This is a genomic window from Ktedonobacterales bacterium (assembly GCA_036557285.1).
In the GTDB taxonomy this organism is placed as follows: domain Bacteria; phylum Chloroflexota; class Ktedonobacteria; order Ktedonobacterales; family DATBGS01; genus DATBHW01.
This window is the reverse complement of record DATBHW010000035.1, coordinates 20,422-35,405: the sequence shown is the minus strand read 5'-3', so window position 1 is coordinate 35,405 and position 14,984 is coordinate 20,422. Positions and strand designations below refer to the sequence as shown.

At 61.7% G+C, this 14,984-nt stretch carries 15 protein-coding genes; 7 read left to right on the top strand and 8 right to left on the bottom strand.

Annotation, left to right across the window (positions count from 1 at the left end; genetic code table 11):
• Window positions 1-389: 389 nt before the first annotated feature.
• The 5 genes from VH599_10375 to VH599_10355 all read right to left on the bottom strand — a co-directional run bounded on the left by VH599_10375 (window position 390) and on the right by VH599_10355 (window position 5,806).
• Window positions 390-1,661: an MFS transporter gene (locus VH599_10375; GenBank protein ID HEY7348709.1), complete on the bottom strand. Its 1,272-nt coding sequence runs from the start codon at window positions 1,659-1,661 to the stop codon at window positions 390-392.
• Between the two features lie 291 nt (window positions 1,662-1,952).
• The gene (locus VH599_10370) at window positions 1,953-2,666 is read right to left on the bottom strand and encodes a hypothetical protein (protein ID HEY7348708.1); all 714 of its coding nucleotides are present in this window, start codon (window positions 2,664-2,666) and stop codon (window positions 1,953-1,955) included.
• Between the two features lie 216 nt (window positions 2,667-2,882).
• Window positions 2,883-3,731, bottom strand: coding sequence for a hypothetical protein (locus VH599_10365; protein ID HEY7348707.1), 849 nt, complete (start codon window positions 3,729-3,731; stop codon window positions 2,883-2,885).
• 343 nt (window positions 3,732-4,074) lie between these two features.
• Complete coding sequence (locus VH599_10360; GenBank protein HEY7348706.1) at window positions 4,075-5,439, bottom strand: M20/M25/M40 family metallo-hydrolase; 1,365 nt, start codon at window positions 5,437-5,439, stop codon at window positions 4,075-4,077.
• Window positions 5,440-5,512: 73 nt separating this feature from the next.
• A complete protein-coding gene (locus tag VH599_10355) occupies window positions 5,513-5,806 on the bottom strand; it encodes a hypothetical protein (protein ID HEY7348705.1) in 294 nt (97 codons plus the stop codon).
• Between the two features lie 101 nt (window positions 5,807-5,907).
• On the opposite strand from VH599_10355, the gene VH599_10350 reads away from it, so the two are divergent.
• The 3 genes from VH599_10350 (at window position 5,908) to VH599_10340 (ending at window position 7,846) form a co-directional block, all read left to right on the top strand.
• On the top strand, window positions 5,908-6,294 hold the full coding sequence (locus tag VH599_10350; GenBank protein ID HEY7348704.1) for an Mpo1-like protein: 387 nt from the start codon (window positions 5,908-5,910) through the stop codon (window positions 6,292-6,294).
• A 302-nt stretch (window positions 6,295-6,596) separates the two neighbouring features.
• On the top strand, window positions 6,597-6,914 hold the full coding sequence (locus VH599_10345; protein ID HEY7348703.1) for a helix-turn-helix transcriptional regulator: 318 nt from the start codon (window positions 6,597-6,599) through the stop codon (window positions 6,912-6,914).
• Window positions 6,911-7,846 (top strand): hypothetical protein, encoded by a 936-nt coding sequence (locus VH599_10340; protein HEY7348702.1) that lies wholly within the window; start codon window positions 6,911-6,913, stop codon window positions 7,844-7,846. Before VH599_10345 ends, VH599_10340 begins: the two co-directional genes overlap by 4 nt.
• Before the next feature lie 26 nt (window positions 7,847-7,872).
• Here the strand turns inward: VH599_10340 and VH599_10335 are convergent, their stop codons facing one another.
• Window positions 7,873-8,664 (bottom strand): hypothetical protein, encoded by a 792-nt coding sequence (locus tag VH599_10335; GenBank protein ID HEY7348701.1) that lies wholly within the window; start codon window positions 8,662-8,664, stop codon window positions 7,873-7,875.
• A gap of 113 nt (window positions 8,665-8,777) precedes the next feature.
• Window positions 8,778-10,073 (bottom strand): MFS transporter, encoded by a 1,296-nt coding sequence (locus tag VH599_10330; GenBank protein HEY7348700.1) that lies wholly within the window; start codon window positions 10,071-10,073, stop codon window positions 8,778-8,780.
• 238 nt (window positions 10,074-10,311) lie between these two features.
• Here VH599_10330 and VH599_10325 point away from each other — a divergent pair, with 238 nt between their 5' ends.
• From VH599_10325 to VH599_10315, 3 genes are read left to right on the top strand one after another with little or no spacing between them, the layout of a single operon-like run.
• Window positions 10,312-10,869 (top strand): GNAT family protein, encoded by a 558-nt coding sequence (locus VH599_10325; protein ID HEY7348699.1) that lies wholly within the window; start codon window positions 10,312-10,314, stop codon window positions 10,867-10,869.
• A gap of 23 nt (window positions 10,870-10,892) precedes the next feature.
• Complete coding sequence (locus VH599_10320) at window positions 10,893-11,720, top strand: GNAT family N-acetyltransferase (GenBank protein ID HEY7348698.1); 828 nt, start codon at window positions 10,893-10,895, stop codon at window positions 11,718-11,720.
• A gap of 53 nt (window positions 11,721-11,773) precedes the next feature.
• The gene (locus VH599_10315) at window positions 11,774-13,039 is read left to right on the top strand and encodes an MFS transporter (protein ID HEY7348697.1); all 1,266 of its coding nucleotides are present in this window, start codon (window positions 11,774-11,776) and stop codon (window positions 13,037-13,039) included.
• A gap of 361 nt (window positions 13,040-13,400) precedes the next feature.
• Here the strand turns inward: VH599_10315 and VH599_10310 are convergent, their stop codons facing one another.
• Window positions 13,401-13,919 (bottom strand): cupin domain-containing protein, encoded by a 519-nt coding sequence (locus tag VH599_10310; protein HEY7348696.1) that lies wholly within the window; start codon window positions 13,917-13,919, stop codon window positions 13,401-13,403.
• A gap of 160 nt (window positions 13,920-14,079) precedes the next feature.
• Here VH599_10310 and VH599_10305 point away from each other — a divergent pair, with 160 nt between their 5' ends.
• Complete coding sequence (locus VH599_10305) at window positions 14,080-14,676, top strand: helix-turn-helix domain-containing protein (GenBank protein HEY7348695.1); 597 nt, start codon at window positions 14,080-14,082, stop codon at window positions 14,674-14,676.
• The last annotated feature ends 308 nt before the right edge of the window (window positions 14,677-14,984 follow it).

Sequence of the window (14,984 nt, the reverse complement as noted above, 5' to 3'; positions counted from 1 at the left end):
TGGACGACCTGCACGAGACCCAAGCCAGCCGCTGCTTGACGCTTCAGGCAAACCCTGAGCGTATCTGTGGCCTCACCGCCTTCCATTGGTGGCCGCAACTCGCATGATAGCACTGCTATTTAACAGGATTTGGTATTACTCCGCCTAGTTCTAGCAAAAATGAGGTGTTGGCAAGCGAGGCATGGTACTTGTAGCGCCGCCTTCCAGGCGGCCACCGCTGCGCCCTGGCGAGCGTTCGCGCTGGCCGGAGCCACTTGTAGCGCCGCCATCTTGGCGGCCAACGCTACGCCAGGGCGAGCGTTTGCTCTCCAGCGCCACGTACCGACAGGCCAGCGTTGAGCCGCCAGGATGGCGGCGCTACAAGTGGCAACCCCCGATAGCTGGTGGAACTACTCCGCCTTCACTTCCTCCAGCGGGCGCGCGTGGCGCACATGGGGATTGAGCGTCGTGGCGAGAGCCAGGCCAATCAGGCACGCGCCAAAGATCAGCACAGTCGGCACAACATCGGCCCATTGAAGCAGCAAGCCTGTCAGCGCCAGGCCCAGCGGCTGAAAGCCAAACGCCAGCAGGCGGAAGACGCTGTTCACTCGCCCCTGCAACTCATCAGGAATCAGGGCGATCCGATAGCTGAACTGCACCACGTTATACACCGGCCCCGTGACCCAGATGACCGCCAGGATCACGCCCAGCAGCAAGACCTGGGGCTGAAACACGTAGAACAGCCAGGCCACCGCCTGAATCCAGACGGTAGCGATGATCACCGCGCCAAAGCTGAACCGCTTCTGGAAGAATGGCCCGGCCATAGAGCCAAGGACGCCGCCAATCGCGCCGACAGCGAAGATCAAGCCAATGACCGGCGCGGAGACGCCCTGGCGCTGCGCGATGATAATGACCACCAGTGTCACACCGTTCGTAAAGTTGAGGCCGCCGGTCAGAAACGCCATAAAGCGGATGAGCGGCTGATTCCAGAGCCAGCGCAATCCCGCGCCGATCTCCACGCGCAGCCGACGCCGCTCGGCGGTGCGCTCGCCTTGAAACGCCGTCCGAATAAAAAAGAGCGAGACCACCGAGGCCGCGTAGGAGATGGCATCGGCCAGAAACGGGAGCAACTGGCTCGCCGCATAGAGCGCGCCGCCCAGCGGTGAGCCAGCCAGCACAGCGGTGATCTCCGACGCCTGATTCTGCCCAACGGCAGCCGGCAACTGCTCCTGGGGGACCACGCGCGGCAGGCAGGCCACTTCGGCAATATTAAAGAGGACGAAAAGCGTACCCTCCGTCAGCGCCGCCAGATAAAGCTGCCAGATTGGCGCTGTCCCCCAGATGGCGTAGGCCAGCGGAATGCTCCCCAGGATGAGCGCGCGCCCGGCGTCACACAGAATCATCACGCGCTTGCGGTCCCAGCGATCAATCAGCGCGCCCACCGGCAGACTCAAAAAGATGTACGGAACCGAGCGCGCCGCGCCAACCAGGCCCGCCTGCCCAGGCGAGCCGGTCAGAAACAGCACCAGCAGCGGGAAGGCGAAGCCAGAGATTTGCGTCCCAAAGCTCGAAACCGTCTGCCCGCTCCAGAGCAGCAAATAATCGCGGTTGCGCCACAGCGATCCAGGTTTTTTGGGGGACGCCTCTACGATAGCTGCCGTCTCGTCACTGCTCGTCAGCATACACTGCCTGCCTTCCCTGATTACATTTCAGATCACGGCTGCTGGTAGCCATGAAACATCCTACAGGCAGACGCCCGCGTGTACCGCCAGCCTCCGTGCTGGCGCACGCTGCGCTACCACAAATGCTGCTCATTTGAGGGCAAGGTTCGCTTAGGCCAGCGTTGCGCCGCCAGGGACGGCGGCGGTACACGCGGCAGCCGCTTGCCTCGGCTATGCCTCAGCACTCTGGGCTACGCCTCCGTGCTGGCGAGGGCGTTCGCTCGTGTTCAGAACCACCAGTATAGCACATACTCATGAGGAAGCCGCCAGGCTCACACTGCCCACATCCGCCTGGACATTGAGCGCGCCCGTCGGCTCGGTACTCATATCGCCAGAGGCCCGCGCGCCCAGATTGCGCCGCCAGACCGACACCGGCCAGCCCGACACGTCAATCTGGCCGATATGCGTGCTGGCATCCAGATGCGCGTAGGTCGCAGCAGGCAATCGCAGGTCTGCGCTGCCAACATGCACGCGCACATCCAGCGAAGCGCCCGCGACCAACGCCCCATCCAGGTCCACCTGCCCGGTATGCGCCAGCAGACGCGACTCATCCGCCAGCGTCACGCGGCGAAGTTCCGCCTGTCCGGTGGCAACCTGGGCCAGCACCTTCCCCGTCAAACCATAAATGTGCAGCTTGCCCACCTTCACATCGGCATCAAGATCGGCCCGTTCCGGCACAGTCACCAGCAGGCGCACCGAACGCTGCGACCAGGACGGAAACGCCTGGCCCAGATCGACCTGAACCGTCACCGTATTGCCGTTTTGCTCCATGCTCACCGTAATCTCTTCCAGATCACGCTCAGCCGCCTCGTAGGAAGAATTACGCGCCTTCTTCGTGGCCTGAACCGTGACCTGATCAACCTCGCCCGCGATAACATCTACCGCGCCGACGGGGTTCCGAATAATAATCTTGGGAGGCTCCGTTACTGTAAAGCCCTGAGATTCGGTAGCGGTTACTTTTTGCATCGTCTGTCTCTTTCTGGGCAAACGCCCCATGTGTGATCGTCTGGAGATGCCTGGCAAGCTGCGCTTTGCCCGACATTCAATATCCATGAGTCTTTGCTTAATTTTATAACATGATAAATTGATAAAGTCAATACTAATATTATTTTAACGAAAAGAAGGACTGGCCCAGCGTTGAATGCTGGTCCAGTCCTTGTGTCCTCTGCCAGCGCGCGGTTCTCACCCGGCCAGATTTGCTTCGGTGAGCGCGCGCTCCAGCAGGTCGGCCAGGCGCAGATCAGCAGCCCAGCGGCGCAGATAGGCTGTATCCAGGGCTACCCCCTGCACCTTCAGAATGCCCAGCACGTCATTCCACTGGCGCTCAGAGATTTCGTTGCCCATGCGATACCATTCCAACTTGGCAAGCACCATATGCTCCGCCGAGGATAACGCAAGCATACGATCAGGCTCGGCTTCGCTTGCCCGGCTCTGCTGGATGCGCTGGAACGCTTCCCGATCAAAGGGACGCGCTCGCGCCACGAAAACATCCACTTTCAGCATCGTTGCCAGGTGGATGAGGTTACAGGAGGAGCGCCGTTGAATCGCTTTGCGCATGGCCTCCTCATCAAGATAATACGCATCCTGAAGCCGCGCTACCAGCGGCTGTACCTGCTCCTGGCGCAGATCAGCGATGAGGTCTACATCCAGCGTTGATCGCGGCATGCCATAGATGGAACTGGCGACAGAGCCGCCAATGTAATAAGCGACCCCAAGCTGCTCAAAGGCATCAATAACCGGCATAATGGCGGCTAAAATCGTAGGTGGGATGCTCATGATAGGCCGCTCCTCCAACATCGCTGCCAGGCAATCTGCAAGCGCCTGCCCATAGTTCAGCGCCACCGAACGCAGCCGTATTTCCTGTTCGCTGGCGTCCGGGTGGAGGCGTTGCAGCCCTCGCCAGGAAAGTTGCAGAGCCATCTGGCTCAGATCGGAGACCACCTGGAAGTGTTTGGTGTCCGAAGCCTTGCGTAACAAAGCAATCTGCACTTGCTCTGCTTCTGGCGACGTATCGGTAAAGGATGCTTCCATAGCGCCTGCCCCTGGCTGGTAATGGCCCAATCGTTTTGTTTTTCATCAGACAATGCTATTGTGCCATAAGAACCAGCCAGGGGCAAGCGTAAACTACTCGCGGTTCCACCAATTATCGGGGGTCACTTGTAGCGCCGCCTCCCTTCGGGAAGGGCCGCTTGCCTCGGCTGTGCCTCGTCGAGCGAGAGGTCCTCGCTCCCGGTGGTCGCTCGCGCGTCCCTTCCAGGCGGCCACCGCTGCGCCCTGGCGAGCGTGCGCCCTCCAGGCCAGCGGACCAGCAGGCCAACGTTGGCCGCCTGGAAGGCGGCGCTACAAGTGGCAACCCCCGATAGTTGGTAGAACCCTACTCGCTGAAGCGCGTCAGAATGCGCGCCGTGTGCTGCGCGCCTCTGACGAAATCATCCAGCCGGAAGTTTTCGTCTGGCGCGTGGGCGCGCCCGCCGGGGTAGCCGATCCCCGCCGCGCCAATCGGCACGTTGAGGACATGCACAAACGGGTACATCGGGCCGGAGCCACCGATCATCGGCGCAATGGTCTCCGCCTTGCCATAGACCTCTTCCGCCGCCTGCGCGCAGATAGCGATAAAGGGATCGTCGGGGTTCACGCGCGCGGGCTTCGTGCCACCATGCTGATGCACATCCACATCGCTGAAACCCTGCTCGTCCAGATGCTTGCGCAGTTTGGCGACAATATCTGCCGGGTCTTGATTGGGGACCAGGCGGAAATCAACCTTGGCCGAGGCTTCCGCCGGAAGCACCGTCTTGGAGCCTGGCCCTTGATAGCCGGTCGTGACCCCGCAGATAGTGCAGGTCGGCACAAACACTGCCTCGCGCCGCAGTTCCACACCAGCCAGCCCCTTGAGAAAGCCGCCGATCCCATAGGTGTGTTTCAACTCCTCCTCTTCCGAAGGCAGCCCGGCCAAAAGCGCCAGATCGCGCTCGCTGGGCGGCAGCACCGCGTCATAGAACCCCGGAATCAGGATACGCTCATCCTGGTCCTTGAGGGTATTCAGCGCCCAGATCAAGCGCCAGGCGGCGTTGGGGAAGATGCTGCCCGCCAGGCCAGAATGCGCGTCCAGTTTGGCCGTCTTGACACGCAGTTCCACATAGCAGATGCCGCGCATGCCCAGGTAGAGGCCCGGACGTTCTTCATAATCAACGCCGCCGAACTCCCACAGGCAGGCGTCGCCCTTCAGAATGTCTTGATTTTGCTCGATAAAGCTGGGCAGGTGAACGCTGCCAATCTCCTCTTCACCCTCGATAATGAACTTGATATGGCAGGGATATTCGCCCTGCACAGCCTTTAAGGCATCCAGCGCGGCCAGGCGACAGATGATATGCCCTTTGTCGTCGCCTGCCCCGCGCGCAAAAAACTTGCCGTCGCGGACATCTGGCTCAAAAGGCGGCGTTGTCCACAGGTCCAGCGGCTCGGCAGGCTGCACATCGTAGTGGTTATAGAGCAGCATCGTCTTTTTGCTGCGCCCAGGGGCATCAGCGACAACGACAGGCGCGCCCCCGCTGGGCAGGATTTGCACCGAAAAGCCGCGCGCCTCCAACAACGTGCCAACTAACTCGGCGCATTCGCGGATGCCATAGTTCTGAGCAGCGACGCTGGGCTGGCGACAAAGCACCGAAAGATCGTGCAGGGAGTCGTCCAGATGCTCAACGATATGCTGATCGATTTGCTCCTGCGTGATGGGATCGGGCATGGGGATAGGTCTCCTTCACAATATAATGGTGGAATCAAGCTGCTTGAGCAGCGCCACGCGATGCCTGCATTCTTCATTCCAGGTGAAAGACGCGACTGGCGCCATTGTACCACGACCTCCCCACCCGATAGCCAAAAGTGGTTCCACCAAAATGAGGTGGTGGCAAGCGAGACCTGTTACTTGTAACGCCGCCATCCTGGCGGCCAACGCTGCGCCAGCGCGAGCGTTGCACTCTGAAGTCCCACGTCTCGGCAGGCCAGCGTCCAGCCGCCTGGAAGGCGGCGCTACAAGCGGCCCTTCCCGAAGGGATGGCGGCGCTACAAGTAGCGCCCCCCCGATAGGTGGTGGAACCGCCAGAAGTCAGCATGTTGCAGAGCTATGGACAGTATGTGGTATGATAAAAGCAGGGCAGCAGAAAAGGCAGCATTGTATCGCTGCCTGCCTATTCTTACTCGAATGGAGGGACCGATGAAGGTTCCTGGGAAAGTCCCTGAAATGCTGCGGCGGCCAGATAAAATGCCACCAGTGGCGATAGATGGCTTAGAGCCGCTGGCGCAAGGCTCCGACGAAAGCTGGGGCGAGTGGACGCGCTGGTATCTGAGCCGCCACCGCAGCCCACTCAACCGCGCCACGCACGTAGCAGCCTGCGCCTGCCTGGTGGCCGCGCCAGTCGCCTTGTTGGGAAGGCGTTGGAGACTCTCACTGGCCCTCAGCGGCGCCGGTCTGGCCTGCATCGCCATCGGCCACGCGCTTGAGGGCAACATGCCAACCATCATTGCCGAACCCCAGCGCCTCTTTGGCAAGCCGCTGGGCAGCCTGAAAAGCGGGCTACGGCTCAGGGCAGCCTCAGAATAACGCGATCCACATGCTGCGAAACCCAACCCACTCAGGGAACAAGTAGCAGCCGCTGCTGGTAATCTCCCGCGCAGCGGCTGCCGTGTTCATCCCCAGCGCGTATCATATCAACTTCGGCTGAAGTATCGCCGCGTGTACCGCCGCCGTCCCTGGCGGCGCATCGTTGGCCGCCTTCCAGGCGGCGCTACAAGCAGCGTTCAATCGAGAGTTTGGAATACCCCCCTTGACAACACACTGCTTCATCAAGTACTATTACGTCAGATGATATATCGTCTCACGTAATAGCGTAAGAGGAGCCGCTGATGACTGAGGATTTGCTCGATCTCGGCCATTTCTCCGACCCATCGCTGCTCATCATGGCAAGCCTGGCGGGTGGCCCCAGGCATGGGTACGCCATGATGGAGGACATCGAAGCCTTCGCCCTGGTCCGGCTGGGGCCAGGCACCCTCTACGGCGCGCTGGCTCGCCTGGAGCAGCGCGGCTGGATTGCAGCCCTGCCCGCCGAAGATCGCCGCCGCCCCTATCGCCTGACGGCGGCTGGCGCTGCCGCGCTGCGCGAACAACTCACCAGTCTGGAACAGGTAGCCCATCTAGGGCTGCGGAGGTTGGCCGCGCTATGAAACATCGCAAACACTGGCTGCTGTACCTCTACCCGCAGGCGTGGCGCGCCCGCTACGGGGAAGAGTTTCTGGCGCTGCTGGAAGCCTGCCCCTTCTCGCTCTGGACGCTTTGGGATGTCTGCCTGGGGGCCGTTGACGCGCACCTGCATCTTGAATCCGTTACCGGGAGGATGTTTCCGCTTATGAACAGATTACGCACGACGGCAGTGATCGTCTTTTGCGCCTACATCGGCTTTGTCGTCGCCGGGCTGGCCTTTGGCAAAATGGTCGAATACGACGACTTCACCGACCTGCTCGACAGCACCACTAGCGTTGCCGTTTCCTACTGGGCGCTCTATGCTGGCGCATTCGCCGCGCTGCTGGCGGTCCTGGTGGGCGGCCTGCCCCTCGCCGTTGCAGTGGCGCGCTCGGCCATCGCTGCGAAACGCTGGCGCTTACTGGCCCTCTTTGCCGTTCCGCCTCTCTCCCTGGCCGTCTGGATTGGCTCTGGTGCGCTCTTGTTATGGCTCACCCCTGGCGACTTCTTGTCGAGGCCGATCCTCCAGCGTATCCTCGTTGGTGGGCTGTTTTTCGGGTTGTTCGGATTGGCGGCCATCGCCAGCGCAGCGGCGGTCTGCATTGTCGTCATCCGCAGCCAGATCAGCGAAAAGCTCTTTCGCTTCGCCCGCATTCCAGCGATCATCACGACCCTGGCAATGATCGTCATGTTTGCGGCAACGCTTGTCTATGGCATCGCGGCCAGGGCGGCTGACCCGCAGCTTTTCGCAGAAGACGAGGGCTTGCTGGCGAGCAATACCACCCTCACCTGGCTCGTGATTCTGGCGCTGATGGCGGTTGCTACCGCCGTTGCCATTGCCGCGCTCATCCGGGGGCGCGCGCCGGACGCCCCCGCTGCTGCCATGCCGACGATTGCTGGTCAGCCCGCGACTTGACCCCCGCCAGAGACATCTTCACACGGCTAGCTGCTGGCCTGGGCCTCCATAGCACTGGTCGGCAGGCGCTGCTCAGCAATCTGAATGCCCATTTTGGTATTGATAAAATGCTTGAAGTGCTTCAACTGGAGAGTGATCGCCTGGAGCCGCTTCATGCGCGGATCACCTTCGCGCTCAATCTGTAAGATCAGACTTTCGGCAGGCTCAAACCAGCGGCGAAAGCGTTCATCCTGCTCGTATTTGTCCACAAAGGTGGAGTAGCTGGCGCAGTGCAGCGTCCTGTCTTTCGCCGATTCCTCCGACATCTGCTCACCGATAGCGCGCTGCTGCTGGCGAAAGATGGCAACGCCAGAGGCGACCCGCGAATCTGAAAACGCCTTGATGCAATTGTCCAGCAGCGTCTGGAACTCCTGGTTGATCGCCTTGTCGCTCAGCGGCAGGAAAATCTCTTCTTTCTTCATAATATCAATCCAGGCGAAAAACTGGCCGATCAGATAGAGCGAACTTTTCAGATAATAATCGAACGTGAGCGGGGGAAGCTCGGCGTTCGTTGGGTCGGGCTGCCAGTTGGGCCAGAGCCACAGACGGCCATTCCGCTTTTCATCCAGAATAGCCTCCAGCCGACCCTCCAGTTCATAGGCCGCCTGCAACAACGGCTTGGCGTAGCGCGCCGCCAGCCGCTCCGCTTCCGCCTGGCGCTGGCGCTGCTCGTCCAGCCGCTTGGATCGCTGCGTGAGATTGTAATTAAAGACCGCGCCGCCAATGGTAATCAGGCCGCTCAAAGCTATCGTAATAATTGGAAGGATAAATTCGTTCATCAGCCCTTCCTCCTTCAGTATTCCCGTATGGTTGAGGCGGTTTGGCCGATTATAGCAGGAAGCAGCGAGAGAGGCAAGAGGCCCTGTTTCAACCGCCTGCGCAGGGCAGGGCGTTACTCCGCCTGCGCGGCATCAGGCTGGCGCACACGGCGCAGCGGCAAGAAGAACATCGAGAGAAACCCCAGGCCAAACCCCAGCGCCGCGATCAGCAGGGTAGGGCGCAGGCCGATCTGCTCGCCCAGCACACCGCCCGCCAGCGCCCCCAGCGGCTGAACACCCAGCCTCACCACCATCATACTCGCGCTGACCCGCCCCCGCAGCCGATCCGGTACCACGATCTGTCGCAAGGTGGCCGCGTTGATATTGAAGAGGACATCCCCCATCGTTCCCACCGACGCCCCCAACGCGAACAGCGCAAAGGCCACCGGCACAACGCCATGCACGAACGGAACCAGCAGCCAGCCGCCGCAGATCATCCCGGTTGCAACCGTCATCGTCCACCCCATACCCAGGCGGGACGTGATCGCGCTCGTCGCCATAGACGCCAGCACGCCACACGCGCCCGCCGCGACAATTCCCAGGCCCAGCAGCAGTGGGCTGAGGCCCAGTTCTCGCGTGGCGAACAACACCGACTGAGCATTGAGCAGCGGGTTGAACAGGTTGAAGATAACCACCGTCAAGAGCAGAGATCGCACCAGCGGATGCGCCAGCATAAAGCGCAGCCCTTCGCCAATCTGACGCCAGAGGCCGACGCGCTCTGACACTTTCGCTGGCGCAGATTGCGGGTCACGAATGAACCAGATGCAGCCTCCCGAAAACAGGAAAGAGAGCGCGTCCACCAGCAGCGCAAAGGGGGCCGTCAGCAATTGCACCAGCGCGCCGCTTAAGCCTGGCCCAAGCACCTGCGCCAGCACCCGGCTCCCTTCGAAGCGGCTGTTGGCCGACACCAACTGATCGCGGCGAACGAGCGACGGCAAAAAGCCCTGGTACGCCGCCGCGAAAAGGCTGTCGAGCGCGCCAACGCCCGCCGCCACCACATAAAGCTCCTCGATGCGCAGCGCGCCCAGGACCGCCGCCACCGGAACAGCGCCCATCAGCAGCGCCCGCCCCACATCGGCCAGCACCATCAGCGGGCGGCGGCGCACACGGTCACTCCACGCCCCCGCAAACAGGCCAAACACCGCCGCCGCCGCCGAATTAACCGCCAGCAGCAGCCCTAACTGCAATGGGCTGGCGTGCAGCAGCAGAATCGCTGTCAGCGGCAAGGCCAGGTCTGTCACCGCCGAACCGGCCATCGAAATCGTCTGCCCAATCCACAATTTCATAAAGCCGCCCTCGCGCCACAGGCTGCGTGGCGCGGACGGCGCGGCGAGAGCTGGCGACAGTGAATCCTGGGTATCAAGCGACATACTGATCCCTCGTTCCTGATGAAATAGGCAGGCGCTCCATCCCTGCTCGGTCAGGACCGCCTGGCAAGCTGCCTTTTGTCTGGCATTCAATATCCATGAGTCTTTGCTTAATTTTATAACATATCTCTTCAATAAAGTCAATACACATATTATTTTTAACTAATTACGCCCGGCTCGCATGATATTCGATATAATACACATGAGTCCTACGAAGCATGAATTGTTGGAGACGCCACTGATGACAGCCCCGCCTTTTCGTTCGCTGAAAACCGCGCGCCTGCGCCTGCGGCGCTTCACCGCTACAGACCTGCTTGCTTTTCTCGCCTATCGCAATGATCCTGAGATCGCTCGTTATCAAAGTTGGGAAACGATCACCGAACGCGCGGCGCGCGCCTTCATCAGCGAGCTGCGCCTCTTGCAGCCAGGGACGCCAGGAAGCGGGTTTCAGTTCGCCATTGCGCTGAAAACGACTGACGCGCTCATCGGAGACTGTATGCTTTACGTGCGCGCCGATGAACCGCGCCAGGGCGAGATAGGCTATTCGCTCGCCCGCGCGCACCAGCACCAGGGCTACGCTGCGGAAGCCATTCGGGCAGTGCTGGCTTATGCTTTCGAGACGCTTCACCTCCACCGCATCACTGCGACGGTTGATTGCCGAAACACGCCCTCTATCCGCCTGTTGGAACGGGTCGGCATGCGCCGCGAGGGTCATTTTCTCCAACACGCCTGGTACAAAGGCGAATGGTGCGATGAATATCTCTATGCCCTGCTCCGCTCAGAATGGCCTGGAGCGTAAGAACAGAAGAAATGGAGGCGCTCATGTGGAATGAGCTCACCACAGATGAAGGCTGGCGCATCACCGTTGCCGCCACGAACGAAGAAGCCTACCCGATCCTCACGCGTGATCGCATCATGAACTGCTTTGCCCTTGCCGACCTGCTCCCACCCTTCCGGCAGTACACGCGCGTCTCGCTCGCCTCGCGCGCGCAGACCGGCCAGGAGGCCGCGCTGCTGATCGTGGAGCATCCAGAGCTAAACATCCTCTCCCCGACTGGGCATCCAGAGGGCGTGGCCGCGCTGCTGATGAGCCTGGGCCTTCCCGCGTCTCCGGTGATTCACACCCCTGTGGAGCATTGGGCGCGGCTGGCTTCTTACTATGATCTGCCCGCCAGCGGGCGCGACCTGCTGCGCATGAGCCTGACCGCGCAAACATTTCAGCGCCCATCGCTGCCGCCTGCCTTGCCAGCGGCGCAGCGCATGACGAAAGATGACCTGCCCGCGCTGCTCGCCCTCTATGACCTCTATCCCGCGACTCACCTGCGACCAGCCCTGGTCGAAGAAGGGGTGTTCTATGGCATCCGCGAAGGGACGGGGCTGGTCGCGGCAGGCGGCACGCATGTCGTTGCCCTGCCTTATGGCCTTGCCGTCCTGGGCTACATCTTCACGCACCCGGATCGGCGCGGACGCGGCCACGCCCAGGCGGTGGTATCCGCGCTCGTCACCGAGTTACTGGCCCGGGGCTGCCAGGATGTCATCCTCAACGTGGAGGTAGGGAACGGCCCCGCCGTTCATGTCTATACGAAACTGGGCTTCCAGACGCACTCGCGTTGGTCGTCCGCCCCAGCGCGGCGTCTCCCCCGCACCTAAGCGCCGCCTGCCCTGCCAGCCAACCCATCACCACGAGTAGAAAAGACAAACCATTGAAACCAGAAACTGAAGTCGAAGCCGAGACCCGCCGCCATGACTCCTACAGAGCCTTACGCTTCCGTGATTTTCGCCTCCTGCTGAGCAGCGTTTTTCTCACCACCTTTGGACAGCAAATGCTCACCGTCTCTATCGGCTGGGAGCTATACAACCGCACTGGATCGGCGCTGGTGCTGGGGGGCATCGGACTGGCGCAGGTCATTCCGCTCATCTTCCTGTTTTTGCCCGCCGGATACGCCGCCGACCACCTGAGCCGCAAATATCTTCTCGTCGTCGCCCAGGCGATCTCGATGCTGGCAACGCTGGGCCTGGCCGCGCTCTCGTTTCAACATGGCCCGCTGCTGCTGATCTATACCTGCCTGCTCGCCCTGGGCGCGGCTCAGTCGTTTAGCCTGCCCACCAGTTCCGCCCTGGTTTCGCAGGTCTTGCCGGAGGAAGCCTTCGAGAACGCCGTCACCTGGCGCAGCAGCGCGTCACAGCTCTCGGCGGTGCTGGGACCGGCAGCAGGCGGCCTGCTGATCGGTCTGCTCGGCAGCGCCAGCTTTGTGTATGTCATCAGCGGCGGCCTCTCCCTGGTAGTCGTCATCCTGCTGCTCTTTACGCGGGTAAGGCCACAACAGGAGCCTGCCGCGACGGGAAGAAAGCTGAGCGCGCTGGTCGAGGGCGTGCGTTTTCTAGGCCGGACGCAGGTGTTGCTGGCGGCAATCACCCTCGACCTCTTCGCGGTCCTGCTGGGGGGCGCGGTAACGCTGCTGCCCATCTTTGCCAAAGACATCCTGGGCGTTGGCCCGTTCGGGCTGGGCTGGCTGCAAGCCGCTGATTCCCTTGGCGCGGTGAGCATGGCGCTTTTCCTGGCGCAGCGGCCACCCTTCAAGCGCGCCGGGCCAGCTTTGCTGCTGGCGGTGGCCGGGTTTGGTGTGGCAACCATTCTCTTCGGCCTCTCCCACTGGTTCTGGCTCTCGTTCCTGATGCTGTTCGTATTGGGCGCGCTCGATAACATCAGCGTAGTCATTCGCTCCACGCTCGTGCTGGTGCGCACGCCCGACCAGATGCGCGGGCGCGTCGGCGCGGTTAGCTCGCTCTTCATCGGCACCTCTAATCAGCTTGGCGGCTTCGAGTCGGGCCTGACCGCGCAGCTATTCGGCCCTATCGGCTCGGTCGTGCTTGGGGGCATCGGCACCATCCTGGTCGTGGCGCTGGTGGCCGGGTATTGGCCGGAAATGCGGCATCTGGGAACACTGCGAGAGCGCCCTGGCGGGTGAAACCGCCAGAGGTTCCACCACCTATAGGGGGGCACTTGTAGCGCCGCCGTCTCGGCGGCTCAACGTCGGCCCGCTGGTACGGTGGCCCGGAGGGCGAACGCTCGCCCAGGCGTTCAGTTGGCCGCCGGGGCGGCGGCGGTACAAAAGCAGCGGCGCTGCACGCAATAGACGCTGCGCCGCTGCGGGTGGGGAGTCCGTGTAGACGGACTTGGCGGCGCGGGCGCGCGAGCGAGCGCAGCGAGCGAGAGGACGGGGCAACAACCGAGGCAAGCGCCCGCCGCCGCAGGCGCAGCCTCCAGACGCAGCCTTCAGCCGCCAGCCCATCCTCTTCATGAACCGCCAGGGTAAGGCGGATTGCTGGCTAACCGTCTGCCTGTCGCCCCAGCAGCTTCAAGTGATACTTTGCCGCCAGTTCCTCAATCCAGTCCGGGTTGAACGTCAGGTCATACCCGCTGGCAAGCTTTGCAACCTCCTCGAAATCGGGCAGCCCGCCAGGAGGGAACAAGAGCGCCATTTCCCGGAAGAACGCCTCGAAGCCCGCTGGGAAGATGATCTCCAGAAGCCGGGCCGGGCCAGGGCCAGCGTTCCAGAACGTGTGGGGGATGCCTCTTGGCTTAAAGACATAGGAACCAGGGGTCGCCTGCAACACCAGGTCGCCGATCTTCACCCCCACTTCGCCCTCCAACACGTAGGAAAGCTCATCCTCTTTGCTATGGGTATGCGGCGGGACGAGCGTCGCCGGTTCGATGGGATGCTCAACGATGGAGAACGCGCCCCCGGTCTGGGAGCCAGGAACCTTGAAGATCACCCCCACCCCACCCAACGCAACCGCCTCCCCCACGCCTGGCGCTGCGAGAACGTCCCTTGTGTTGACCTGCATATCGCTTCTCCTTGGTGCTATCGGCCAGAACAACTGCTTGTCCAGCCATTTCACAAAACAGTATTGTATACTGATATTGCAATAGTAACACGCGCGGGTCTGTTTGTCAATATTCAGTGAACGAATGTGTATAATGAAATCAAGGTGATATACTGGTCCTATGGCACGCAAATACCAACTCAAGCAGCGCGCGCAGCGCCAGGAAGAAACCCGCCAGCGGATCATCGAAGCGGCGGTTGAGCTTCACACAACGATTGGCCTTGCCCAGACGACCATTAGCGCCATCGCAGAGCGGGCAGGGGTGGAGCGCCTTACCCTCTATCGCCACTTCCCCCATGAGCATGAACTTTTGAGGGCTTGCTCCGATCACTATCTGGTCACGCACCCCTTGCCTGATCCCACCTCCTGGGGGCTGATCGCCGATCCCCTGACTCGTTTGCGTGTGGCGCTTGCCGAGGTCTACGCCTACTATCGTCGCACTGAACAGCGTTGGCTGAACATTCCCTACGACGGGCAAGCGCATCCTGAGATCGCTGAGTTCGCCGCCCCCTATATTGGGCGCTGGCGCCAGATGCGAGCAGTGCTTCTCACAGCATGGGAGGTTTCTGCGCCTCAGCAGCGGCTTCTGGAGGCCGCGCTCGGCCACGCGCTCGACTTCCAGACCTGGCACTCGCTTGTTCGTCAGCAGAGGCTTGACGACAGGCAGGCCATTGATCTCCTGGCTGGCATGGTCCGCTGCCTGGTCGCTGGCAAATAAAATCGCCTGCGGTTCCACCACCTATCGGGGGTCACTTGTAGCGCCGCCATCTTGGCGGCCCAACGTTGGCCTGCTGGCGCCGTGGCCCGGAGGGCGAACGCTCGCCCTGGCGCAGCGTTGGCCGCCGGGGACGGCGGCGCTACAAGTACCATGCCTCGCTTGCCAACACCTCATTTTTGCTAGAACCGACACGGACGGTTCCACCAATGATTGGGGGTTGCCGCTGGTAGCGCCGCCATCTTGGCGGCTCAACGTCGGCCCGCTGGTACGGTGGCCTGGAGGGCGAACGCTCGCCCTGGCGCAGCGGT

Coding starts and splice junctions, on each gene's coding strand:
- VH599_10360 (HEY7348706.1), bottom strand. CDS start 5,439: ATGCCCGATCCCATCACGCAGGAGCAAATCGATCAGCATATCGTTGAG.
- VH599_10340 (HEY7348702.1), top strand. CDS start 6,911: ATGAAACATCGCAAACACTGGCTGCTGTACCTCTACCCGCAGGCGTGG.
- VH599_10325 (HEY7348699.1), top strand. CDS start 10,312: ATGACAGCCCCGCCTTTTCGTTCGCTGAAAACCGCGCGCCTGCGCCTG.
- VH599_10310 (HEY7348696.1), bottom strand. CDS start 13,919: ATGCAGGTCAACACAAGGGACGTTCTCGCAGCGCCAGGCGTGGGGGAG.
- VH599_10345 (HEY7348703.1), top strand. CDS start 6,597: ATGACTGAGGATTTGCTCGATCTCGGCCATTTCTCCGACCCATCGCTG.
- VH599_10320 (HEY7348698.1), top strand. CDS start 10,893: ATGTGGAATGAGCTCACCACAGATGAAGGCTGGCGCATCACCGTTGCC.
- VH599_10355 (HEY7348705.1), bottom strand. CDS start 5,806: ATGCTGACTTCTGGCGGTTCCACCACCTATCGGGGGGGCGCTACTTGT.
- VH599_10365 (HEY7348707.1), bottom strand. CDS start 3,731: ATGGAAGCATCCTTTACCGATACGTCGCCAGAAGCAGAGCAAGTGCAG.
- VH599_10305 (HEY7348695.1), top strand. CDS start 14,080: ATGGCACGCAAATACCAACTCAAGCAGCGCGCGCAGCGCCAGGAAGAA.
- VH599_10335 (HEY7348701.1), bottom strand. CDS start 8,664: ATGAACGAATTTATCCTTCCAATTATTACGATAGCTTTGAGCGGCCTG.
- VH599_10375 (HEY7348709.1), bottom strand. CDS start 1,661: ATGCTGACGAGCAGTGACGAGACGGCAGCTATCGTAGAGGCGTCCCCC.
- VH599_10330 (HEY7348700.1), bottom strand. CDS start 10,073: ATGTCGCTTGATACCCAGGATTCACTGTCGCCAGCTCTCGCCGCGCCG.
- VH599_10370 (HEY7348708.1), bottom strand. CDS start 2,666: ATGCAAAAAGTAACCGCTACCGAATCTCAGGGCTTTACAGTAACGGAG.
- VH599_10350 (HEY7348704.1), top strand. CDS start 5,908: ATGAAGGTTCCTGGGAAAGTCCCTGAAATGCTGCGGCGGCCAGATAAA.